This window comes from Bradyrhizobium sp. NBAIM03 (genome assembly GCF_020194055.1).
GTDB classification, from domain to species: Bacteria; Pseudomonadota; Alphaproteobacteria; order Rhizobiales; family Xanthobacteraceae; genus Bradyrhizobium; species Bradyrhizobium yuanmingense.
The window spans coordinates 100,277-123,193 of record NZ_JADYVS010000023.1 but is presented as its reverse complement, the minus strand read 5'-3'; the positions used below and the strand labels follow the sequence as shown (position 1 = coordinate 123,193).

21 protein-coding genes are annotated in these 22,917 nt (G+C 64.3%); 14 read left to right on the top strand and 7 right to left on the bottom strand.

Going from position 1 to position 22,917, the window contains the following annotated elements; all coding sequences use genetic code 11:
• Nucleotides 1-252 precede the first annotated feature (252 nt).
• From I6F21_RS28420 to I6F21_RS28370, 11 genes are all read left to right on the top strand, one after another.
• A complete protein-coding gene (locus I6F21_RS28420) occupies nucleotides 253-1,563 on the top strand; it encodes a UbiA family prenyltransferase (protein WP_225183858.1) in 1,311 nt (436 codons plus the stop codon).
• A gap of 208 nt (nucleotides 1,564-1,771) precedes the next feature.
• Nucleotides 1,772-2,386, top strand: a complete 615-nt coding sequence (locus tag I6F21_RS28415) for a ribonuclease D (RefSeq protein WP_225113827.1) — start codon at nucleotides 1,772-1,774, stop codon at nucleotides 2,384-2,386.
• A gap of 164 nt (nucleotides 2,387-2,550) precedes the next feature.
• Nucleotides 2,551-3,282, top strand: a complete 732-nt coding sequence (lptC, locus tag I6F21_RS28410; protein ID WP_036003378.1) for an LPS export ABC transporter periplasmic protein LptC — start codon at nucleotides 2,551-2,553, stop codon at nucleotides 3,280-3,282.
• Between the two features lie 5 nt (nucleotides 3,283-3,287).
• Nucleotides 3,288-4,004 (top strand): LptA/OstA family protein, encoded by a 717-nt coding sequence (locus I6F21_RS28405; protein ID WP_036024401.1) that lies wholly within the window; start codon nucleotides 3,288-3,290, stop codon nucleotides 4,002-4,004.
• Nucleotides 4,005-4,228: 224 nt separating this feature from the next.
• A complete protein-coding gene (gene lptB / locus I6F21_RS28400; protein ID WP_036024403.1) occupies nucleotides 4,229-5,242 on the top strand; it encodes an LPS export ABC transporter ATP-binding protein in 1,014 nt (337 codons plus the stop codon).
• Between the two features lie 90 nt (nucleotides 5,243-5,332).
• The gene (gene rpoN, locus I6F21_RS28395) at nucleotides 5,333-6,955 is read left to right on the top strand and encodes an RNA polymerase factor sigma-54 (RefSeq protein ID WP_225113825.1); all 1,623 of its coding nucleotides are present in this window, start codon (nucleotides 5,333-5,335) and stop codon (nucleotides 6,953-6,955) included.
• A gap of 81 nt (nucleotides 6,956-7,036) precedes the next feature.
• Nucleotides 7,037-7,642 (top strand): ribosome-associated translation inhibitor RaiA, encoded by a 606-nt coding sequence (gene raiA, locus I6F21_RS28390; RefSeq protein ID WP_036009184.1) that lies wholly within the window; start codon nucleotides 7,037-7,039, stop codon nucleotides 7,640-7,642.
• A 229-nt stretch (nucleotides 7,643-7,871) separates the two neighbouring features.
• Complete coding sequence (gene ptsN, locus I6F21_RS28385) at nucleotides 7,872-8,333, top strand: PTS IIA-like nitrogen regulatory protein PtsN (RefSeq protein WP_008141251.1); 462 nt, start codon at nucleotides 7,872-7,874, stop codon at nucleotides 8,331-8,333.
• 347 nt (nucleotides 8,334-8,680) lie between these two features.
• Nucleotides 8,681-9,964 (top strand): O-antigen ligase family protein, encoded by a 1,284-nt coding sequence (locus tag I6F21_RS28380; RefSeq protein ID WP_225183857.1) that lies wholly within the window; start codon nucleotides 8,681-8,683, stop codon nucleotides 9,962-9,964.
• A gap of 13 nt (nucleotides 9,965-9,977) precedes the next feature.
• Entirely contained in the window at nucleotides 9,978-10,997 is a 1,020-nt protein-coding gene (locus tag I6F21_RS28375) for a cellulase family glycosylhydrolase (RefSeq protein WP_225183856.1), read from the top strand.
• Nucleotides 10,998-11,228: 231 nt separating this feature from the next.
• Entirely contained in the window at nucleotides 11,229-12,068 is an 840-nt protein-coding gene (locus I6F21_RS28370; RefSeq protein ID WP_225183855.1) for an outer membrane beta-barrel protein, read from the top strand.
• Between the two features lie 36 nt (nucleotides 12,069-12,104).
• On the opposite strand, the gene I6F21_RS28365 is transcribed toward I6F21_RS28370, so the two are convergent.
• Both I6F21_RS28365 and I6F21_RS28360 read right to left on the bottom strand, forming a co-directional pair.
• A complete protein-coding gene (locus I6F21_RS28365; protein WP_036009173.1) occupies nucleotides 12,105-12,731 on the bottom strand; it encodes a GNAT family N-acetyltransferase in 627 nt (208 codons plus the stop codon).
• A 97-nt stretch (nucleotides 12,732-12,828) separates the two neighbouring features.
• On the bottom strand, nucleotides 12,829-13,464 hold the full coding sequence (locus I6F21_RS28360; RefSeq protein ID WP_050991851.1) for a TetR/AcrR family transcriptional regulator: 636 nt from the start codon (nucleotides 13,462-13,464) through the stop codon (nucleotides 12,829-12,831).
• A gap of 317 nt (nucleotides 13,465-13,781) precedes the next feature.
• On the opposite strand from I6F21_RS28360, the gene I6F21_RS28355 reads away from it, so the two are divergent.
• Genes I6F21_RS28355 through I6F21_RS28345 form a run of 3 tightly spaced genes read left to right on the top strand, consistent with a single transcriptional unit; the run spans nucleotide 13,782 to nucleotide 17,350 of the window.
• Nucleotides 13,782-14,585, top strand: a complete 804-nt coding sequence (locus I6F21_RS28355; protein ID WP_225183854.1) for an SDR family oxidoreductase — start codon at nucleotides 13,782-13,784, stop codon at nucleotides 14,583-14,585.
• A gap of 38 nt (nucleotides 14,586-14,623) precedes the next feature.
• Nucleotides 14,624-15,754 carry a DUF5938 domain-containing protein gene (locus I6F21_RS28350; RefSeq protein ID WP_225183853.1) on the top strand — a complete coding sequence of 377 codons (1,131 nt, stop codon included), beginning with the start codon at nucleotides 14,624-14,626 and terminating at the stop codon, nucleotides 15,752-15,754.
• Nucleotides 15,755-15,811: 57 nt separating this feature from the next.
• Nucleotides 15,812-17,350, top strand: coding sequence for a long-chain fatty acid--CoA ligase (locus I6F21_RS28345; RefSeq protein ID WP_225183852.1), 1,539 nt, complete (start codon nucleotides 15,812-15,814; stop codon nucleotides 17,348-17,350).
• Nucleotides 17,351-17,560: 210 nt separating this feature from the next.
• On the opposite strand, the gene I6F21_RS28340 is transcribed toward I6F21_RS28345, so the two are convergent.
• The 5 genes from I6F21_RS28340 to I6F21_RS28320 all read right to left on the bottom strand — a co-directional run bounded on the left by I6F21_RS28340 (nucleotide 17,561) and on the right by I6F21_RS28320 (nucleotide 22,768).
• Complete coding sequence (locus tag I6F21_RS28340) at nucleotides 17,561-18,481, bottom strand: FAD binding domain-containing protein (protein ID WP_225183851.1); 921 nt, start codon at nucleotides 18,479-18,481, stop codon at nucleotides 17,561-17,563.
• A complete protein-coding gene (locus tag I6F21_RS28335) occupies nucleotides 18,478-21,165 on the bottom strand; it encodes a molybdopterin-dependent oxidoreductase (protein ID WP_225183850.1) in 2,688 nt (895 codons plus the stop codon). Before I6F21_RS28335 ends, I6F21_RS28340 begins: the two co-directional genes overlap by 4 nt.
• Entirely contained in the window at nucleotides 21,162-21,803 is a 642-nt protein-coding gene (locus tag I6F21_RS28330; protein WP_225183849.1) for a TetR/AcrR family transcriptional regulator, read from the bottom strand. Before I6F21_RS28330 ends, I6F21_RS28335 begins: the two co-directional genes overlap by 4 nt.
• A 216-nt stretch (nucleotides 21,804-22,019) precedes the next feature.
• Complete coding sequence (locus tag I6F21_RS28325; RefSeq protein WP_011083553.1) at nucleotides 22,020-22,292, bottom strand: DUF1150 domain-containing protein; 273 nt, start codon at nucleotides 22,290-22,292, stop codon at nucleotides 22,020-22,022.
• 50 nt (nucleotides 22,293-22,342) lie between these two features.
• Entirely contained in the window at nucleotides 22,343-22,768 is a 426-nt protein-coding gene (locus tag I6F21_RS28320) for an Hsp20 family protein (protein WP_024338612.1), read from the bottom strand.
• Between the last annotated feature and the right edge of the window lie 149 nt (nucleotides 22,769-22,917).

Here is a 22,917-nt window from a genome sequence, read left to right as displayed (position 1 = left end):
CCCGGGGAGGGAAATTGGCAGATAGGGTGGGCCGGGACGATATCCACGGCGCGCGAAGCAAAAGTTCTGCCGGGATAGGAAGCTCGCGCCGGATTGTGGGATCCGGGCAACAGCGCCTCGGGCGGAAGCCGCCCCCATCTCTCCAGGTGAATTAAGCCGCCTTTAGTGAATGTTCCCATAGGGTTGGCCGTCCAATTTCCTGCTCCCCCGGCCGAATGCCGGTCATGTCACGGCAAGTCAGAGCGTTTTCGGATGGAGCAGCGTGCCTCCCAGTATGATCCTGGCCTGTCCGAGCCGTCGGCGGCCCGGACCCTCGTCATCGACCTCGAAGGCGCGCTGCTGCGTTCCGAGCTGCTGATGGAGGCGCTGTTCTCCAGCCCCGGCCGCATGCTGGCGCGCTTCGGTGCGGGCGGACGGGCGGGGATGGCGGCGCTCACGGCGATCCTGGCGCGAGCCGAGATCGACTACGCCCATCTGCCCTATGATTCCGATGTGATGAACCGGGCGCTGGCGGCACGGGCGCGCGGTGAGAAGATCTATCTCGTCGCGGATCGGCTCGCCGCTCATGCCGCGGCGATGGCAGCGCATCTCGGCTTCGATGGCGTCGTCACGCACGCCGATCTCGCGGCGGGGCGCGTGCCGTTCGATTGTGCCTCCATCACGCGCATCGAAAATCGCGAGGTCCGCAGAGCCGGCCTCGCCACCTGGGTGAAGGCGCTGCGGGTCCATCAATACGCCAAGAACACGCTGGTGTTCGTGCCTGCGCTCACGGCGCATCAGCTGAACCTTTCGACACTCGGCTACGCGCTGCTCGCATTCCTGGCGTTCTCGGCCTGCGCCTCGGGCGCCTATCTGATGAACGATCTGCTCGATCTCGCCGCCGACCGGCAGCATCCGAGCAAGCGCCACCGCGCGCTCGCGGCGGGCGATTTGCCGATCTCCTCGGCGCTGTCGGCCATTCCTGCATTGTGGTTGTTCGCGCTTGCCGCCAGCCTCTGCATCTCGCCGCTGTTTCTCGGCGTGCTCGGCCTCTATCTCGCCACCACGATCGCCTATTCGCTCGTGCTCAAGCGCAAGATGCTGGTCGACATCGTCACGCTCGCCGGCCTCTACACGCTTCGCATCGTCGCCGGCGCAGTCGGCGTCGGCGTGGTGCTGTCGGAATGGCTGTTGATCTTCTCGCTGTTCGTGTTCACCTCGCTCGCTCTGATCAAGCGCTTCAGCGAGCTCAGCCTGCGCGAGAGCGTGGGCCTCGCCGATCCCTCCAACCGCGACTATCGCGTCACCGACCTTAACGTCATCGCCGCGATGGCGGCGGCAAGCGCCATGAACGCCGTGACCGTGTTCTCGCTCTACGTCTCGTCCTCGGCGGTGACGCCGCTCTACAGCCGGCCCTGGATGCTGTGGCTGCTCACGCCGCTGCTGCTGTACTGGTTCGGCCGTGCGCTGATGATGGCGCATCGCCGCGAGATGCCGGACGATCCGATCCTATACGCGTTCCGGGACGGCCCCAGCCGCACCGCTGTCGCGGCGATGATCTGCATCATGCTCGCCGCGATCTGACCGACCCGTAAGATCACGGCCGCTTGCGTGACCTGCTGCGACTGGCTACATCGCCATCCATTCGACTAAAGCGCGATGCGATTAAGATGAATCGTCAGCGCGCTTTAGGTTATTGATTGAGCATGATCTTTTCGGAAAACCGCTGCACACTTTTCCGGATCATGCTCTAGCCTATGATATCGACGCACCGATTCGACCCGAGGCTTTCATGACCGTACGCCTGCACCGCGGCGACCTGCCCGACCTGTCCCGCTACACCGGAGCGGTGGCGATCGACACCGAGACCATGGGGCTGAACCCGCACCGCGACCGTCTCTGCGTGGTGCAGCTCTCGCCGGGCGACGGCAGCGCCGACGTGGTGCAGATCCCCAAGGGCCACACCGACGCGCCGAACCTGAAGGCGCTGCTCGCCAATCCGGCGGTCACGAAGATCTTCCACTTCGCGCGGTTCGACGTCGCGGTGCTGTACCAGACCTTCGGCGTCATGACCGGGCCGATTTATTGCACCAAGATTGCGTCCCGCCTGACCCGCACCTACACCGACCGCCACGGCCTCAAGGACCTCGTCCGCGAGGTGCTCAACATCGACCTCTCCAAGCAGCAGCAGTCCAGCGACTGGGGTTCCGACAGCCTGAGCGAGCCGCAGCTCGCCTACGCCGCCTCCGACGTGCTGCATCTGCATGCCTTGCGCGAGCGACTGGACGCCATGCTGGTGCGGGAAGGCCGCAGCCAGCTGGCGCAGGCCTGTTTCGACTTCCTGCCGACCCGCGCCCTGCTGGACCTCCAGGGCTGGGCGGAAGAGGACATTTTCGCGCACTCCTGAAGGCCCCCCGTGGCGGTTGGCCCGGGATTGCCGCCCCGTTTCGGACACTTTCGTAACGGCCTGTCGCCGGCTGCATATTTGGGCGGCGCCGGATAGAATGGGGTGCGCCCCCTCGACCGGACAAGGCGAGCGATACGTCAGGAGACAGGTAAGCAGGAACCCCGGTGAATTCGGCCCAGAACCCCACCTACGACGCCGCGCTTGCGGCGAAGTTTGCCAGCGCGGCCCGCCACAGCCGCCTGGTGCGGATTCTGCGCATCGCGGTCCCGGGTGCTGTGGTGCTTTCCATGGCTGTCATCGTCGGCGTCTCGATCTTCAATCCGTTCCGCATGCTGATGCCGAAGCTGCCGCTCGACTCGGGTAATCTGGTGGTGTCGGGCACCAAGATCACGATGGAATCGCCGCACCTCGCCGGCTACACGCCGGACCAGCGGCCCTACGAGCTCTGGGCCAAGACCGCGACGCAGGACATCACCGATCCCGATCATGTCGATCTCAATGACCTGCGTGCGAAAGTGCTGATGGAGGACAAGTCGACCCTGTTCCTCGATGCCCGCACCGGCCGCTTCGACAACAAGCAGCAGCAGCTCGATCTGCGCAAGGACATCTTGCTGCGCACCTCGACCGGCTACGAGGCGCGGCTCAATTCCGCCTTCGTCGACATGGGCAAGGGCACGGTCTCCTCGGACGAGCGCGTCGACGTCAAGCTGACCAACGGCACGCTGAGTGCGGATCGCCTGCGAATTACCGAAGGCGGCGACGTCATCCGCTTCGAGGGCAATGTGGTGATGCATCTGGACAAGCTGGATGAACCCGCCGCTGCTCAGCCTGGACCAACCGAGCCTGCGCCGACGAAGACGCGCACGCCTCAGAACAAGTCTGCCAATTCGAAGTGATTTTCATGATGAAGTTCTTCTCGCGCAACGACAACAGGCGCAGCGCGATCGTCAGCGCAGCCGCGCTTGCCTTTGGTGTCTTGATCGCATCCGGTGAAGGCCGCACGCAGAGTTCGGCGACTGCGCCCAACAACGCGCTGCAGGGCTTTACGCAAAACCGCGATCAGCCAATTCAGATCGAAGCGGCCTCGCTCGAGATGCGCGACAAGAAGAAGGAGGCGACCTTCTCCGGCAATGTGAAGGTCGTGCAGGGCGACACCACCATGACCTCGAAGACGCTGGTGGTGTTTTACGATTCGGGCGGCGGCGACAAGCCGGCCGCGCCGCAGCCTGCGGCGAAAGCGACCAAGAGCGCGCCGATGCAGTCGGCGCAGCCGGGTCCGGGCGGCAGCTCCTCGATCAAGCGGCTCGAGGCGCGCGGGAATGTCGTGGTCACCCAGAAGGACCAGGTGGTGACGGGGGAGACCGCCGTGTTCGACACCAAGACCAACCTGATCACCATGTTCGGCGGGGGCTCGGGCCAAGTCGTCATGACCCAGTGCAAGAACGTCATGCGGGGCGATCGGCTGACTGTCGATATGACGACCGGCGTGTCACGTGTGGAATCCGACAGCGGCCGGGTTCAGGTCTTGCTGCCGCAGGGCTCCAGCAACGATTGCGGTTCGGGCAAGCCCGGCGGCGCGCCGCCTTTGCAGTTACCCGGTGCAAGTAAACCAAAATGAATTCAACGGCTTGGTTCGGATGCGGCCGAACCGAGGGTTGAAGCCTGCCCGGCGAGCCTGTATCTAGCGCGCAGGGCTTTCGAAGCGGGGTCCGCCGCTTTTCGGGCGTGTTTCACTGGGCATGAGACATTCCTTCACCCATGCTGCGTCGGCCAATCGCTCAGGCTGGCGCGACAGATCGCGCGGATTTCGCGCAAGACGACGCCAAAGGCTAGAAGGCGGGGATGGTCGATCTCTTCAGCATGTTCCGTCGGCGCCCCGCCAAGCGCGGCCGGCCAGGATTTGCGCGTCAGGACATCACTGCGCTCGGGGACAGCGTCGGCGGCCTCGTGCCCAGTCCCGTCAGGGACACGCCGATTGCCCGCGACCAGCCCCGCGGGCCCGACCAGTTCCAAGGTGACTACACGGGCGACTACGAGGCCGACTATCAGGCCGAGCCGCGTCCGCAGGCGGTTCATCCCGTCCGAACGGCCGCCAGGTCCAACGGTGCCGGCGCGCCGCAGCTGTTGAAGCGGCCCGGCTTCCTGGCTGTGCATAGTGTGGAAAAGGCCTTCGGCAGCCGCCAGGTGGTGCGCGGCGTCAGCATCTATGTGCGTCGCGGCGAGGCCGTCGGCCTGCTCGGCCCGAACGGCGCCGGCAAGACCACCGTGTTCTACATGATCACCGGCCTGATCAAGGCCGATCGCGGCGCGATCGAGCTCGACGGCCACGACGTCACCAAGCTGCCGATGTATCAGCGCGCCCGGCTCGGCATCGGCTATCTGCCGCAGGAAGCCTCGATCTTCCGCGGCCTCACCGTCGAGCAGAACATCCGCGCCGTGCTCGAAGTGGTCGAGCCCTCGCGCAAGAAGCGCGAGCAGCAGCTCGACTCGCTGCTCGACGAGTTCAACATCACGCGCTTACGGAAATCACCGTCGATCGCGCTGTCCGGCGGCGAGCGTCGCCGCGTCGAAATCGCGCGCGCGCTGGCGACGCGGCCGAACTACATGCTGCTCGACGAGCCCTTCGCCGGCATCGACCCGATCGCGGTCGGCGACATCCAGGACCTCGTCCGCCATCTCACCAATCGCGGCATCGGCGTGCTGATTACCGACCACAATGTCCGCGAGACGCTCGGCCTCACCGACCGTGCCTATATCGTCTATGCCGGGGAAATCTTGACCGAGGGAACCCCGGATGAGATCGTTGCCGATCCGGACGTGCGCCGCCTTTACCTTGGCGAGGAATTCCGCCTCTAGCCCTTTTTTCCAATTCGTCAAGACGTGTACATCGGGCTGAGACTAGGATAAGCAAAAATCGGACCAACTTTTGGGATCGGTTCTTGCTTCATGGCGCTTACGCAGAGATTAGAGTTCCGGCAATCGCAGTCGCTGGTCATGACGCCGCAGCTGATGCAGGCGATCAAGCTGCTGCAATTGTCCAATCTCGATCTCACGACCTTCGTGGAAGAGGAGCTCGAGCGAAACCCGCTGCTGGAACGGGCCAGTGACGAGGCCCCCGCGGGCGAAGCTCCGGCCGAGGCGGCCAATTACGGCGATTCCGACGGCCAGAACGACGGTCCGGGCGAGGACGGCTTCGGCGGCAGCGCGGAAGGCTTCGAGCCGGGCCAGGAAGAATGGATGAGCAAGGATCTCGGCACCCGCGCCGAGATCGAGCAAACCCTGGACACCGGCCTCGACAACGTCTTCTCCGAGGAGCCGGCCGAGGCGGCCGCGCGCAACGCGCAGGATGCCGCGCCAACCACCTATACCGAATGGGGCGGCGGCGCCTCCGGTGACGAAGACTACAATCTCGAAGCTTTTGTCGCGGCCGAGACGACGTTGTCGGGCCATCTCGCCGAGCAGCTCTCGGTTGCCTTCACCGCGCCCGCGCAACGCATGATCGGCCAGTACCTGATCGACCTCGTCGACGAGGCCGGCTATCTGCCGCCCGATCTCGGCCAAGCCGCCGAGCGTCTCGGCGCGTCGCAGGCCGAGGTCGAAAGCGTCCTCGCCGTGCTGCAAAAATTCGATCCGCCCGGGGTCTGCGCGCGTTCCTTAAGCGAATGCCTGGCGATCCAACTGCGCGAGCTCGACCGCTACGACCCCGCGATGCAGGCGCTGGTCGAGCATCTCGATCTGCTCGCCAAGCGCGACATCGCGGCTCTCCGCAAGATCTGCGGCGTCGACGACGAGGACATCGCCGACATGATCGGCGAGATCCGCCGCCTCAATCCCAAGCCCGGCATGAAGTTCGGCTCGGCGCGCCTGCAGACCATGGTGCCCGACGTCTATGTCCGCCCGGGTCCCGACGGCGGCTGGCATGTCGAGCTCAACAGCGACACCTTGCCGCGCGTGCTCGTCAACCAGACCTATTATTCCGAGCTGTCGAAGAAGATCGGCAAGGACGGCGACAAGTCCTATTTCACGGATGCGTTGCAGAACGCGACCTGGCTCGTGCGCGCGCTCGACCAGCGCGCCCGCACCATCCTGAAAGTGGCGACCGAGATCGTGCGCCAGCAGGACGGGTTCTTCACCCACGGTGTCGCCCATTTGCGCCCGCTCAATCTGAAGGCCGTCGCCGACGCCATCCAGATGCACGAATCCACGGTGTCGCGTGTCACCGCCAACAAATACATGGCGACCAACCGCGGCACGTTCGAGCTGAAATATTTCTTCACGGCCTCGATCGCCTCGGCCGACGGGGGCGAAGCGCATTCGGCGGAAGCGGTGCGTCACCACATCAAGCAGCTGATCGATTCGGAGGAGCCCTCCGCGATCCTGTCGGACGACACCATCGTGGAACGCTTGCGCGCCTCGGGCATTGATATTGCCCGCCGCACGGTCGCGAAGTACCGCGAAGCCATGCGCATACCTTCCTCGGTGCAACGCCGCCGCGACAAGCAGAGCGCTCTTGGTAACGTCCTCTCTACCGCCTTGTCCGATCGCTCCCGCAATCCCGAACCGGCCTGATTGCGCTGGCGCCAAATCGCGCTACTCTCGATGCCCCATCGAGACCGATCCAAGCTGGGCACCAACCAAGCGAGGCATCACATGACTCTCAGAATCTCGGGAAAGAGCATCAGCGTCGGCGAGGCGCTGCGCGGCCGCGTTGCCGACCGCACCGACGAGGTGCTGCGCAAATATTTCGACGGCAATTATTCCGGCCACATCACGCTGAGCAAGGACGGCTTCGGCTTTCGCACCGATTGCGCCCTGCATCTCGATTCGGGAATCACGCTGGAAGCCGATTCGAACGCACCGGATGCCTATGCCAGTGCCGACCAGGCGCTGGTGATGATCGAGAAGCGGCTGCGGCGCTACAAGAACCGGCTCAAGGACCGCTCCGCGCGCAAGGCCCATGCCGCCTCAGAGGCGATGGCTGCGCTCGACGCCACCAGCTATGTGCTGGAAGCGCCCGGAGAGGGCGAAGAGGAAGTCGCCGGCTACAGCCCCGTCATCATCGCCGAGCAAACCACGTCGCTGAAGCGGCTCTCGGTCAGCGAAGCCGTCATGGAACTCGACCTCAGCGGGGCACCCTGCCTGGTATTCCAGCATGGCTCGTCCGGTCGGGTGAACATCATTTACCGCAGGGCGGACGGCAATGTGGGTTGGATCGACCCGCCGGGAGCCAAGGTGGACGGCCAGGGCGGTGGCTAGGCCCGCCAGCCGGCGCCCGTACCATCCCGCCCTTAACAATGACGGGGGCAAAGCTGCACGCGGGAGTTGGCACCGGGATTGCGTTGGAGTAGAAGCCCCCCACATCTGGGCCTGGCGGGGTTTCGGGCTAAGTCCCCCTCCTGCTTCATGTTATTGACGCCGGCCGGGCTTGGTCTATCAAGCCGGCCAAATCGGAACCTGACGGTTTAATTCACCTCGGAAAGCTTCCATGCCGATTACCGATCTGGTCGCACCCGAGGCGATTCTCCCGGCATTGAAAGTCAACAGCAAGAAGCAGGCCTTGCAGGAGCTTGCGGCCAAGGCCGCTGAGCTGACCGGGCAGAACGAGCGCTCGGTGTTCGAGGTGCTGCTGCAGCGGGAGAAGCTCGGCACCACCGCGGTCGGCTATGGCGTCGCCATTCCGCACGGCAAGCTGCCCAAGCTGGAGAAGATCTTCGGCCTGTTCGCGCGGCTCGATCGTCCGATCGACTTCGAGGCGATGGACGGCCAGCCGGTCGATCTCGTCTTCCTGCTGCTGGCCCCCGAAGGCGCCGGCGCCGATCACCTCAAGGCGCTCGCCCGCATTGCCCGTCTGCTGCGCGACCAGGACATCGCCAAGAAGCTCCGCGCCTCGCGCGATGCGCAGGCGATTTATTCCGTGCTGGCGCTGCCGCCGGCAACGGCGGCGTAACCTTTCTTTTTTCCCGCCCGGCAAGGGCCCGATCGTCCGTCGCACCTGATTGTGAGGGCGGCGTCCCGTCATGCCACCTTGATCTCAAAGGTAGAAGGTACGACAATCTTCCCGCCTGAGACGCACGGCACAGTGGGCGGCGCCAAAATCCGCTGAGAGCCGTTCGAAGCCGTGGACCGAGCGGACGTGACTGGGAATGGAATGACGCCGTTGCGCCTCGCCGCCGCGGCGGGAGAGCGGCTCTGGGAATCAGGCCTCGACCGGCCGATGCCCGCGGTAGGCGCGCGTGCGAAGGCGCTCGTAGTGCACGGTGAGGCAAGATTTGCCGCGCGTCAGGCGGTCAGCTCATGACCAGCCTGCACGATTCCGAGGAGGACGACAGCGCGATCTGGCAAGCGCCCGGCGTCGGCGTGGAAAAGCTCGCCAGAATCGTGATGCGTGGCTCGATCACCGTCAATGTGATCGCGTCGATGGGTGTCTTCAACCCCGCGCTGCTTCCCGCAGAATGGAGCTTCGTGCAACAGGCCGTTGCGCTCCTGATGTGGGTCATCCTGATCTACGCCAGTGCCTTCGTGCGACCCTGCCTGCGCGTGCAGCCCAATCCCGATTTCATCGCGCTGGTCGCATTCTATGCTCTCGCCGCTGTTTCTGTGCTCTGGACCGGCCTCGCCACCGCGGCGATCATGAAGAGCGCGGCCCTCGTGATGACGACCTTTGGTGCGTACTGCCTGATCACGCGGATCGACATCGACGAGATCGTCGGAGCGACGGCGCTGGGACTCTTCATCTTGGTCGCCGCCTCGGCCCTGTGCGCGGTTTTCGTGCCCGAGATCGGCGTCGATCAGAGCTGGATGCACAACGGCCAGTGGCAGGGAATCTACGAATCGAAGCAGACCCTCGGTTTCATCAGCGCCTATCTGATGTTCTTTGCCTGCTATCAGAAGATGACGGGCCAGGGCTGGACAGTTTTTCTGCTGATGTTTCTCCTGGCATCGACATGCGTCATCGCCTCGGAATCCCGTGGTGCCGGTGCCGTTGCAATTGCCGCCGGTGCACTGCTCATGACCTCCCTATGGTCGATCCGCTGCATGAGGATTTACGCGGTGCTGCCGGTCGTCATGTGCATCCTGGCTGCGCTCCTGATCCTGTATTTCTATGTCACGGGCTACGATTCCATCCATCTCGGCGAATCGACCATCAATCTGACCGAGCGAACCTTCATCTGGCAGTACGCCATCAGCCATTTCGACGATGCGCCGCTGCTGGGCTTCGGCATCAACGGGTTCTGGACGCGCCCTGCCATTTACGACTACTTCAACCAGAACCACGGCTGGGTGCTGGACAATTATCATAGCGGCTACATTGCGGTGGCGATGGAAACGGGATTCCTGGGATCCGTGCTGTTCGTGGCGAGCGTCTATCTGTTCTCGGAAAAGGTCCTGTACCTGATCGCCACGCGGACGATCGACCGTCGCCACTGCGCTCTCATCATCGGATTCGTCGTCCTCAGCTTTCAATCGAATTTCACGGAGACGATGTTCCTTCGCTCGACCATGTTCACTTCGGTGCTGCTCGTCGCATTCTTCTTCGCGGTGTGCAGGCCGGTGCCGCAGCAAGGCCTGCAGCAATGATGGGGCAGCCAGGATGAATGCCATCTGCGTCCGCTGGGCTGTGACTTTCGGTCTCGCCTTCGCGCTCTCCGTGCTTGCAATCTGCTCCCCGGCAGAAGCAGCCGGACAGGCCGCGTCCGCGCCCCCAAAACTGGGGCGCGGCATCAACATCCTCGGCTATGACGGCATTTGGGAGGGAGGCCGGAACGCGCCATTTCGTCTGGACAACCTCACCGCGATCAGGCGCGCCGGGTTCTCGCACGTCCGGATCAATTTCTTCGGCTTCAAGTTCATGGACCCGGAGAATGCGCTGGATGAGATCGTCTTGAGGCGGCTCGATGCCGTGATCGAGGAGGTGCTCGCCCGAAATCTCATCCCCATCCTGGACGAGCACGATACCCATATCTGTCAGCGCGACGTCTCCGCGTGCGCCGGGAAGCTGAAAGCGTTCTGGACGCAAATCGCCGCGCGCTATGCCGGAAAATATCCGAGGCTCGTCTTCGAGGTGCTCAATGAGCCGGGCGGGCAGATGACGTCCGCCGCCTGGAACGCCCTTCTGAACGAATGTCTCGGAATCATCCGCGCCACCAACCCCCGGCGGCCGGTGATCGCCGCGGTTCTCAACGTCGACGAGCTGCCCGTCGAGGACCTGGTCCTGCCGTCAGATGACCGAAACATCATCGTGACGTTCCACTACTACGCGCCGATCCGCTTCACCCATCAGGGCGCACCGTGGTCGCCGACGTTCTCGCAAATAGGCCCGCTTGATTGGGGCACGCCGGAGGACGAACGGAAGGCGCGCGCCGATTTCGACAAGATCCGGTCCTGGTCCGAACGGGAAAAGCGTCCGATCTATCTCGGTGAGTTCGGCGTGTACGAGGCCGCGCCAGCCGAAGCACGGACGAGATATCTGTCGTTCGTGGCGCGAAGCGCGGAGCGGCTCGGCTGGGCCTGGGCCTATTGGCAATTCGATCATGATTTCGCAGCCTTCGACAGCGCGCGTCAAAGCTGGAAGCCGGAGATCATGCGGGCGCTGATTCCGGCGGGGCGCTGAGGCGGGGGCGTGACCTGAACTCAGCCGCGCCGGCGTGAAGCCATCCGACGATCGGATAGTTCAGCCTGGAGCGCCGTCATCAGGCTTAAGGCGCCGTGTTGCGGCGCGTTGTGATCAAACAGTATCGAAGTACCAAATGTATCGGAGTGTTGCTCCTCGAATACAGCGCGCGGAGGCCGGCCGATGTACCTTACCGGAGATTTCTATCGCTGATTGCTTCGGGGGTGACGAATGAAACGACTGCTGCTGGCGACGTCGGCTCTGATTGTCGCAGGCTCCGCTCAAGGTGCCGATCTGGGAGCTCGTCCCTACACGAAAGCGCCGGTTGCGGCGGCCGTGCCTTTCAGTTGGACCGGCTGCTATGTCGGGGGTCATGTCGGCGGCGGTGCGAGTCGAACGGGCTTCACGGATCCCGGCATCGGAACGGGGGCGGTCATCTCGCCTGCAATGACCATAGGCAATGTGCCTGGTGATCGCATTGGGGTGAACGGAGACGTCGGAATTGTAGGAGGCGTTCAGGTAGGTTGCGACTACCAATTTGCCAGCAATTGGGTGCTCGGGATTGCCGGCGATTTCACGGCCACCGATCTTCACGGCACCGCCAACGATCCCTTCTTCGCCGGAAAGACCGGCGCGCCCGCCACTCTATCGAGCCGCACCGACTGGGTCGCCAGCGTCACGGGTCGGGTCGGCTACACATGGGATCGCTTGCTCGTTTATGGCAAGGGCGGCGTCGGGTTTGCGCATGACCGATACAATCTGAACAATTTCTCGTCGATTGGCGGCTTCTTTTGTCCCGGTGTGGGATTCCTCGTTTTTGAGCCCTGCAATTCAAGCGCCAACACCGATCGTGTCGGCTGGGTGGCAGGTGCCGGTGTCGAGTGGGCCTTCGCCCCGAACTGGTCGGCCTTGGTCGAGTACACTCACTACGGCTTCGACAGCAAGCGCGTGGGATTCGCCAATCCAGCCGCCGCCACCACCGCGTTGATCGATATTCGTCAGGACATCGATATCGTGAAGGTAGGTATCAACTATCGGTTCGGCGGGTCACCCGTCGTCGCGAAGTACTGATTGATCGCTTAAGCAGACAAAGGGAGCGGCCGGGGCTCAACCTCGCGCCGCTTCCATGCGATTCACGATCCGCTGCCCGATCGGGCTCTTCAACCAGGCCTGGAAACCGGGCCGGTCCCAGATCATCCGACGCAATACCAGAAGCGATCCATCCGTATGCGATCGCACCGGTTTTTCGGGTTCGGGCTCGAGCGTCCATCCGAGCTTGGACAGATATTGAATGGTCGTCTGATTGCGCTCCAGCACGAACGCGCGGATGCGGCTCAGCTTGAGATCGTCGAACACGAACCTGAGCAGCGGAATGAAGGTGTTCACCGTCGCTCCGGCATTGCGGTGCTCCTTTTCTCCGATCACGGCGCTGACGAGCGCCTCGCTCGCCGCCGCGTTGATGTCGAGGCGGATGAAGCCGACATGGATGCGGCTGCCGCGCTCGAATATCCCGAGCAGGAGCCGTTCGCGCTGATCGAAGGATTTGATGTAGTCGGCGATCTCCGCCTTGGTCATCGCGCGCGGTGACGTGTTGAGGACATGCACCGTCCAGGGATCGGACAACCAGTCCGCCCAGCGCTGCGAGGCGTCATCGCGCTTGATGGTGCGCAGAAAATAGCGCCCGGCCGGAAACCACAATTGCTGCTTGGGCAGACGTTCGACTTTCGGCGGCATGCCGCATCTAAGCAGTTTCGAGACGGACGATCAATTTGGATGGCGCTAACGTGCAGGTCTCGTGCGGCGACGCCTTCGTGGGCGCCGCTTCCGCGCTTCAGCAGACCGTCGGCAGCAGGCGCCGGACTTCGTCGAGCAGTTCGGGGACCGCCCTCTTGTCACCCGCGAGGTGCTTGAGCAGCGCACTCTGGAACAGACCGTCGAACAGCGCGTAGAGCGCGCCTGGCGACGACGCCGGCCGCTTGCCGCCGAGCTCGGCATAGCGCGAGGCAATGCGCCAGATCATCGCTTCCAGGCTCTTGTCGATCTCGAGGACATCCTTGCGAAACGCCGCCTCGAACATCGCCTGCGAGCGCAAATCGTACCAAAGCCGGTGCATGCGGGCTTCGTTCTGCAGCGTTGCTGCGAGCTTGGCGAGGAAGCCCTCCGTCAATTCGTCGCGGCTCGTCGCTGTCGCGACGACCTCGTCATAGCGCGTCACGCACTTGGCCTTGTAGTGGCGAACGCAGCAGCAGATCAGGTCGAGCTTGTCGCTGAAATAATAGTGGAACACGCCGTGCGTGAACGCCGAGTTCTGCGCGATCTCCCGCAGGCTGGTCCGGGCGAAGCCGAGCTCTCCAAGCGTTTCGAGCGCGGCCTCGGCAAGCTCGATGCGTCGCGCGTTGAACTTGTCGTCCCGCACGATCTCCGCCACGGCCTCTCGCTTCGCCGCTCCTGTCGCTTGCCGCGCCATCTTCGCGCTGTCTCCCGTCTCTTGGTCACCACGATCACGTCGTCGGTCATCGTCTACAAACCATCCTCTTTGACAACTGTCAAATTTTTTCCTTGACAACTGTCAAGTTCCGGGAGGAGTGTGCGCGCCAAGAAATTTGGACAGTCGTCAAGACGTCAGCAAATGGAGGAAATGCACCCGCCGGCGCCGCGCCGCCGGAACGGACTCGCATGCCGTTGCGCAACCGCGCCGGCACCGTGCTGCCAATCGCAGCGCGCACCGATCATCAGCGAACAGATCAGTCCAAAAGATCAGTCCAAGCAAAGGGAGGACGTGCGATGAGTGAGAAGAGTCTTGATGGCCGCAAAGCCCTGGTCACCGGCGGAGCCCGCGGGATAGGAGCGGCTATTGCAGAAGCACTGGCGCGCTCCGGTGCGGCGGTCATGATCGGCGACATTCTCGATGACGCCGGCAAGGATAGCGCCGGCGAGATCGCCAGGCTCGGAGTGAAGACCGGCTTCGTGCATCTCGATGTCGCCGACGATGCGCAATGGGAGAAAGCGACTGCTGCGACGGTCGCCACCCTCGGCGGCTACGACATCCTCATCAACAATGCCGGCATTGAGATCACGTCGCTGGTCAGCGAGATCAGGGCCGAGGATGCGCGGCGGATGTGCGACGTCAACATCGTCGGCACCGTGCTCGGCATGAAGCACGCCTTCCGCGCGATGCGGCCGGGTGGAGCGGCGGGCAAAGGCGGCGCGGTCGTCAACATCGCGTCTGTCGCGGCGACGATCGCCTTCCCGAGCATCGCGGTCTATTCCGGCACCAAATCCGCGGTCGATCGCATGACACGGGTCGCTGCGATGGAGGCCGGCAAGCTCGGTTATGGCGTCCGCGTCAACTGCATCTATCCTGGCTTGATCCCGACCGACATGGGCCTGCAGCTGGCCAACGACATCGTCAAGATTGGTCTCGCGCCCGACGTCAACGCCGCGGTCGGCTCGGTGGTGGAGCAGACGCCTCTCGGCAAGCTCGCGGAGGTCGGCGACATCGCCAATGCTGCGGTGTTCCTGTGCTCGAACGAAGCCCGCTTCATCACCGGCATCGGACTGCCGGTCGATGGCGGCATGGGAATGTGAGCTGCAAACCCGACAACGAACATTTCGGAGGAACGACAATGAGCGCGAAGAAGCCCGTCATCGTCTATGGCGCGTCCGGCTACACCGGCCGCCTGGTCTGCGAATACTTACGCGAGTACAACATCCCCTTCATCGCCGCGGGGCGCAGCGCGGAGAAGCTCAACGCCGCAATGAAAGCGAACGTGGCCGGTATCGAGACCGCCGACTACGAGGTGGTGGAAGTGCCGCACACCGTGAGCGCACTGACGGAGCTGTTCAACGGCGCCTCGGTGGTGCTCAACACCGTGGGCCCCTTCGCCAGGTTCGGTGCCGAGGTGGTGCAGGCTTGCTGGGCGTCCCGATGCCACTACACCGACACGACAGGCGAGCAGGACTGGCTGATCACGCTCGAGCAGGAATGGGGCACGAAGTTCGCCAATGCCGGCCTGCTGCTCGCGCCGGGCATCGCGCAGATGTACACCACCGGCGAGATCGCCGCGCAGCTGTGCCTGGAGACGCCCGGCCTCGATACGCTAGATATCGCCGTGTTCTGGGGCGGTAGCCCGACCATCGCCTCGACGCAGACCATCCTGGTCAACGCCGCGATGGCAAAGGCCTACTATCTGGAGCAGAACAAGTATGTCGAGCATCAGGTGGATGCCGGCCTCTACAACCTCGCCATCCCCGGCCAGCATGAGCTCGCACTGGCGCTGCCCTGGGGCGGCACCTCGCATCCGGTGTGGTTCAAGCGCGATCCGCGTGTGGCCAACGTGAAGGTGCTGGGCGGCGTGTTCAACCGCGCGCTGATGCTGGGCGTGCCGCAGATCGTCGCCGCCGCGCTGGACGCGACCAAGAACATGAACCCCGATGACCGCTACGCCGCGTTGGCGCAGACCGCCGCCGGCGTGATGAACACCATGCCGCCGCGCGAGAACCCGCGCGTCAACAAGTCGCTGGATTCGGTGCATGCCTCCGGCCCGCTCGGACGCGCGCACTGCGTCATCAACGGCAACAGCAATTACAAGCAGACCGGCTTGTTGCAGGCCTATGCCGCGGCGCATCTGCTGCAGCAGCCGCCCAAGCGTGTGGGTTTCGCCTCCGGTTGCCAGGCGTTCGGTCATCACCAGCTGCTCGGCCAGCTGCGCAGCTTCGGGCTGGTCAGCAGACCGATCCTCACCGTGCACGACTGAGCAAGATCACGGGTGGCGCGGCCGCGCGCCACCCGCCAGCTGCTTCCGGGATTGATCATGCGCTTCATCGATTACCTCGACAAAGGTGCCTCGCTCGGCCCCGATGCGCCGTGCCTGACCATGGACGGGCGCGATCTCAGCTACCGCGAGGTGCAGTTGCTGAGCTATCGCGTCGCGCGCGGGCTCGCGCGATCGGGTATTGCTGCCGGCGAGAAGGTCGCAATCCTTTCCGGCAACGATCCGGTCGCGTTTGCATGCGTGTTCGGGATTTCCCGCGCGGGCTCGGTTTGGTGCCCGATCAATCCGCGCAACGAGGCGGCCGAGAACCGGCTCATCCTCGACCGATTCGACTGCAGCCTGCTGCTGTTTCACTCGAGCTTCGCGCCGATGGTCGAGGCGGTGCTTGCAGAGCTGCCGAAGCTGCGTGTCCTCGTCTGCCTCGATGCCGAGTTGCCCTTCGCGCCCTCGTTCGACGGCTGGCTCGCGGGCCTGTCCGCCGACCAATATCAACGCGAGACGGTCGACGATCTCGCGATGCTTCCCGGCACCGGCGGCACCACCGGAAAGCCGAAGGGAGTCATGCTGTCGGGTCGCAACATCGAGGCCATGACGGCACTGACGCTGATGGGCTATCCCTTCAAGGGTCGTCCGGTCTATCTCGCGCTCGCGCCGTTGACCCATGCGGCCGGTGTGCTGTGTTTCCCGATCATGGCGCTCGGCGGCCGCATCGTGATCATGCATCGCCCCGACATCGCCGAATTCCTCGAATTGATCGAGCGCTACCATGTCACGCACACCTTCCTGCCGCCGACATTGATCTACATGCTGCTCGATCATCCCAAGCTCGACTCGGCGAAGCTCGGGTCTCTGCAGTGCTTCTGGTACGGCGCGGCACCGATCTCGGCCGCACGGCTTGCGGAGGCGCTCCGGCGCATCGGGCCCATGGCGCAGTTATTCGGTCAGACTGAAGCGCCGATGATGATCTCGATGATGGCACCGGATGAGCATTACAATGCCGATGGCACGATCGCGATGGAGCGCCTCGCCTCGGCGGGGCGGATCAGCCCGTTGGTGCAGGCCGGCATCATGGATGGCGACGGCAATTTGCTGCCGACCGGCTCACGCGGCGAGATCGTGGTTCGCGGCTCGCTGGTGATGGAAGGCTACTACAAAAATCCCGAAGCCACGGCGGAGGCCTCCGCGCATGGCTGGCACCACACCGGCGACATCGGCTACATCGACGACGATGGCTACCTCTACATCGTCGATCGCGCCAAGGACATGATCATCACCGGCGGGTTCAACGTCTATTCGATCGAGGTCGAGAACGCGCTGCGGGCGCATGAGGCGGTACAGGATTGCGCCGTGATCGGCCTTCCGGACGAGAAATGGGGTGAGCGTATCGTTGCCGTGGTGCAGCCCCGTGCCGGCCAGAGCGTCGATGCGACGGCGCTGGCGGCCTTCGTCAAGCAGCGGATCGGCAGCGTCAAGACACCGAAGCAGATCGAAGTCTGGGACGATCTGCCGCGCTCCAAGGTCGGCAAGGTGCTGAAGCCGGATATCCGCGCGCGGCTGGCAGATCGCTCAGGCGGTTAGTTAGAGCGAAATGGCTTTAGGTTGAATCGATTGTCGCGGCTTGTTCACCTCTCCCGCTTGCGGGAGAGGTCGCGCCGAAGGCGCGGGTGAGGGCTTTCTCCTCTTGGGGATTGTCCCATTGCGGAAGCACCCTCTCCCCAACCCTCTCCCGCAAGCGGGAGAGGGAGCGCACCTCCGGCGTTGCGTGATCAAGCCACATCTCATCGCGCTTCAGCCCGAAAGCCGCTCCAGCACGTCGCGCACCAGCCCTTGCAGGAGATCGAGCTTGTAGGCCGTCATCGGCAATGGTTTGGCACCCGTGCTCGCCGCTTTCGCCGCTTCTGCGATCGATGCCGCATTGGCAAGCTTGCCGCTGAGCTGGACTTCCACGGCGGTGAGGCGAAGCGGCACGGGCGCGACGCCGCCGGCAGCGAGACGCACCAGCTGGAACTTGCCGCCGGCGATCACGACGCGGGCGCAGAGTTCCACCAGCGGCCATTCCGCATAGGTCCGGCTGATCGCCCGCTTGTAGGAAGCGCGCTCGCCCTCGAGCGGAGCAGGAAGCGCAATGTTCTTGATCATCTCGCCTGCTGCGAGTGTATGATCGGCGTGCGCGACCGAGCCGTCGCCGAGGAGACCGCTAATCGTCAATCCGCTGCGCCGGTCCGTGGTGATGGTCGCATCATAGGCGAGCAGAGCCGCCGCCATGGTCGAGGGATGCGGCGCGATGCACGGTCCGAGATCGAAGGCAACGCCATAGAGATGATTGCCGGAACGGGCAGGGCAGGTGCTGCCGCCTTTCTTCAGGCAATCGATGTCGGCCCGGCGGAAATACCAGCAGCGTGAACGCTGCGCGAGATTGCCGCCGAGCGTGGCAACGTTGCGCACCTGTGGCGTGGCGAGTCCCTGCGCGCTCGCCGCAATGCCGGGATAAGCGGCGAGGATGCGAGCGTCGGTCGCGATCGTGGCGATGGTGGCGAGCGCGCCGATCCGGGCCGCTCCATCGGCTCCCCAGCTGATCGTCTCGTCGCCGCTGGTCGAGATATCGATCAGCATTCCCTGCGACACCCCGCTGCGGCGGCGTTCGCTGAAGTCGGTGCCTCCGGCGCGGAATTCAGGCGTGGGATTGGCGGTGATGACGGCGACACTCATGCTGCATCCCTCCCTTTCAGCGCGGCCACAAGACGATCGGGCCGGAACGGAATTTCGGTCAGTCTCACGCCGATCGCATCGCGGATGGCGTTGGCGATCGCGGGCGAGGTCGGCACGGTGGCGACTTCGCCGATGCCGACGCTGCCGCCCGGCACATGCTCGAAACCGGCTTCGTCGAAATGCACGTCCAGTTTCGGCATGTCGGCGATCCCCGGAATGCGGTAATCCTCCATGCTGCCGCTCAAGATGTGGCCGCTCGAAGGATCGGCCTCCCGCGACTCATAGAGCGCGTAGCCGATGCCCTGGATCACCGCGCCCGCGGCTTGGCTTCGCGCCAGCGCCGGCGCGGCGAGCTTGCCGACCGCGAGGCCCGTATAGGCGTTGAGCACGCGCACATGGCCAAGCCAGGTATCGACCTCGACTTCCATCACCTGCACCGAGCTCGGCACGCCGGCGCCCACCACCATGTGATTCATCAGACGCAGCACCCAACCGAACACCCGGCCCATGATGCCCGCCTCGTGCAGCGCGGGCCTGACGCCGGGCGGCGGCTTGCCGTCCTCCTGGCGCTTGGCCGACACGGCGATATCAGGAGAAGCCGCGATCATCTCGCGCCACGGCGCGTTCGAGCCCGGAGCAGGTGTGCGAGAGGCGGTGCGCCTGATTTCCGCTTTCAGCTTGTCGATGGCGAGCAACGTCGGCGGCACCACTGAGGCGGTGACGCGGCTGCCGCCGGAACCCGGTCCGCGGGGCAGGCTGGAGCGGCCGATGCGAACGTCCACATCATGCGGTTCGAGATCGAACGCCTTCGCGACGGTGTTCGCGATCACGCTGCGTGTGCCCGTGCCGATATCCTGTACCGCGCAGCTTGCGACGATGCGGCCGCCCTTGATCGCGAGTTCGACCGAGGAGCCGGTCTGCCAGAGATAGAGCCAGTAACCGGTGGCGACGCCGACGCCGCGCCGGTAGCGGCCGGTCTGCGATGCGGCTGGCTTGCGGCTCTTCCAGACGTCGAGGCCGGCAGCCCAGTCGTACAGTCGCTGGCGGTTGGGATCGGGGTCCCAGAGCTTGCGCAGCTGAATCGGATCGACCTTCATGCGCAGTGCGGCTTCGTCGACCGCCTGCTCCAGCGCAAACGACATCGGCGGACCGCCGGGGCCGCGGAACGGTGCGCCGGGCGGCAAATTGCTGAGCACGTCGAAGTCGACGAGCTCCTTTGCTTCGGCCGGATAGATCAGCCGCGCCAGGCCCGCGATCAGCGAGTTCACGGCGGCGCCGGTATCGGCATGGGCGGTGAGCGACAGCGCCTTGAGGCGGCCTTCCGCAGAAGGCAGCAAGGACAGCTTCAGCTCGGCGGCCGGACGATAGCCGGTGACGGAAAGCTCCTCTTCACGATCGAAGGCGACGCGCACCGGCGCTTTCGCGGCGCGCGCAAGCTCGATCGCGGCGATGGTCTCCAGCCCAACGCTGCCCTTAGAGCCGAATCCGCCGCCGACATGATCGGCGATCACACGCACCTTGTCGTGCGGAAGGCCATAGCGCTTGGCGATCTTCTCCATGCTCTCGTGAATGGCCTGGGTCGAGAGGTGCACAATGAGCTGATCGCCATCGAACCTAGCCACGGCGGCATGTGGTTCGAGGCTTGCGTGCTGTTGCGTCGAGACGCGAAAGGTCTCCTCGACCAGCAGCGGATTGCGTTGCTGGCGCGCCTCGTCAAGCCAGCTCCTGGCGCGCTTGGCTTTCTGCGAGAACGGCGCCGAAGGCCCGCGCACATTGCCCTTCCACGACACCGGAGCGCCGCCGGCGCCCTCGGACACGTTGCCGGCACGCTTGCGGTCCTTCTTTTCGAACACGACGGGCGCATCGTCGCGTCGCGCTGCATCGAGCCCGATCACGGCGGGCAAAGGCTCGGGCTTGAAGCTGATCGCGGCGATGGCCTTCAGTGCGGTGCGGCGATCCGTGGCCGCGACGGCTGCAATCGGCGCGCCGACGAAGCGGACCATGTTGTCATCGTCGAGCAGCGGAACGACGGCGGCAACACCGGCAATGGCCCGCGCCGGCGCCAGATCAAGCCCGGTGATCCTCGCATGCGCGACGTGCGCGCGCAGGATGACGCCTTCGAGCTGGCCGTCATGGTGAACGTCGACCGTGTAGCGGGCCAGTCCCGTCACCTTGTCGCGGGCTTCCAGCCGCGGCGCGATGGGCTCGTTGCCGTCGAAGCGGCCCGAGCATGCTTCGGCGACGGCGCGATAGATGCCTTCATAGGCGCCGCATCGGCAGAGATGTCCCGATAGCGCGGCGGCGATCTCCTCGCGCGAGGGTGTCGCAGTGCCCTTGGTCGCGCGCCAGCCGTCATGGAAGGCGGCGGCTTCGACGACGAAGCCAGGCGTGCAGAAGCCGCATTGCAGGGCGTCGTGCGCCATGAACGCCTTCTGCACCGGATGCAGTCCGGCGGCTCCGACGCCCTCGATGGTCGTCAGCGATTTGTCGGTGGCCGCCTGCGCCGGCAACAGGCAGCTCACGACCGGCGTGCCGTCGAGCAGCACGGTGCAGGCGCCGCAGACGCCGGAGCCGCAGACGAGTTTGGTGCCGGTGAGGCCGCCATCGCGGATCACGTCGATCAAGAGCGCATCCGGATCGTCGGGCAGCACCAGAGGCCGTCCATTGATGGTCGTGCTGGTCATTTTCGAACTCCCGTTTTGCGGTGGGACTTCTTTGCGGACGGCGCCATCGCGCCGGCGATCAGCATGCGCAGCATGGTCTCGAGCTGTTTCAGGAACGCGTCGACCGGCTGCATGGCAGGGAAAGCGGATTTGGTGCCGTGGATCGCCATCTCGACGCAGCGCGCGAGCTCGCGCACGCTGACGCCGCTTTCGAGGTTAAGCTTTCGCTTGCGGCACACCCGCGCGATCGTGGTTGCGATCTCGTCGGCGAAACGGTTGGAATAGCTCTGGTAGAGGTCGCGCGCCTGTGCGAGGTGCTCGGAAAACAGCTCCTCGGTATGGGGCGAGTCCTTGAGCGAAGCGAGCAGCGACTGCATTCGCGCGCCGATCTCGGCGACCAGGATGTCGGCAAGCTCGAGGCCCGCTTCTTCCGCCGCCTTCGCGGCCGCGATTTCCGCAGCGAGGCCCTGCGCGTAGATCCGCTCGAGCACGGCGCGAAACAGCGCCTCCTTGGAGGCGAAGTGATGATAGAGCGCCTGCCGCGTCAGTCCGGCTTCCTCCGCCGCCTGCTCGATCGAGGAGCGGCGGAAGCCGTGGCGCCGGAACACGCGCAAGGCAGCGTCGAGGATCCGGTCCTGGGGAGGGGCCTTGGCCTGCATTTTGTCAGATTTGACAAACGCGAACGAAATGTCAAATCACGGATTGATGACGGTCTCGTGCGCGCAAGAGCCAAGGCCGCCCCGCGCGGGCGGGAACATCGCCGAATTCCCGTTGGCTGGCGATGGCGATGCGAAAACATCACGCTCAAATGAAAACGGGCACGCCTTCTTGCGAAGGCATGCCCGTTTGAAACCCTATTCGTGCGACGCGCGTGCTTAGTGCACGCTCACCGCTTGCAGCTCGTTGCTCCAGGCGTTGGCGACCGCGGCTTCGCGGCTGTCGGTCAGCATGATCGGCGTGCCGTCGGCGGCGTGGAGCGCGAAAAGCTTGAGGCCCGGCGCGATCTTGGGCGCCTCGGGGAACAGGCCCGGCACGTCCTCGGAGCGGATCTGCTTCACATAGGCGATATGGCCTTCGCCCAGGGTTGCCAGTGTCTCCGGAGAGACGTTCTTGGCTTCGTATTCGAACGCAACGTGACCTTCACTCATGGTCTCGACTCCTCTGGAACACTAAGCGGTCGAGTCCGCTACTCGTTCCATTATTCGTGCTCATTGATAGCGATTGTCTTAACGATCCGCTCCGGTTCAGGCCGGGCCAGATCGATCGACAACAACCCGTTCTTCAGATCCGCACCCAGCACCAGCATCCCCTCCGCCAGCACGAAGGTGCGCTGGAAGTGGCGCGCGGCGATGCCGCGATGGATGTATTGCCGGGTCTTGTCGTCCTGCTGCCGCCCGCGGATCACGAGCTGGTTTTCCTCAATGGTTACATCGAGTTGGTCGCGCGTAAATCCGGCGACCGCCAGCGTGATGCGCAAACGCTCGGGCTGGCCGTCCGTGCGGTCGCACCTCTCGATATTGTAGGGAGGATAACCGTCGGCGCCTTTGACGACCCGATCGAGCACGCGCTCGATCTCGTCAAAGCCCAGCAGGAAGGGACTGGAGAGCGTTGGAACACGAGACATAGTTTACAAAGTCCTCGCAGAAAGCGACTTTGGTGCATCAGGGCCCGCGAGCGGCGCCCCTTGATCAGCAATATGGGCATGTTCCCCTGTGGGTTCAAGCAGGTAGCGGGGGAGCTGTGGACGGGCCACTTTCCGCCATCGCCCGAATG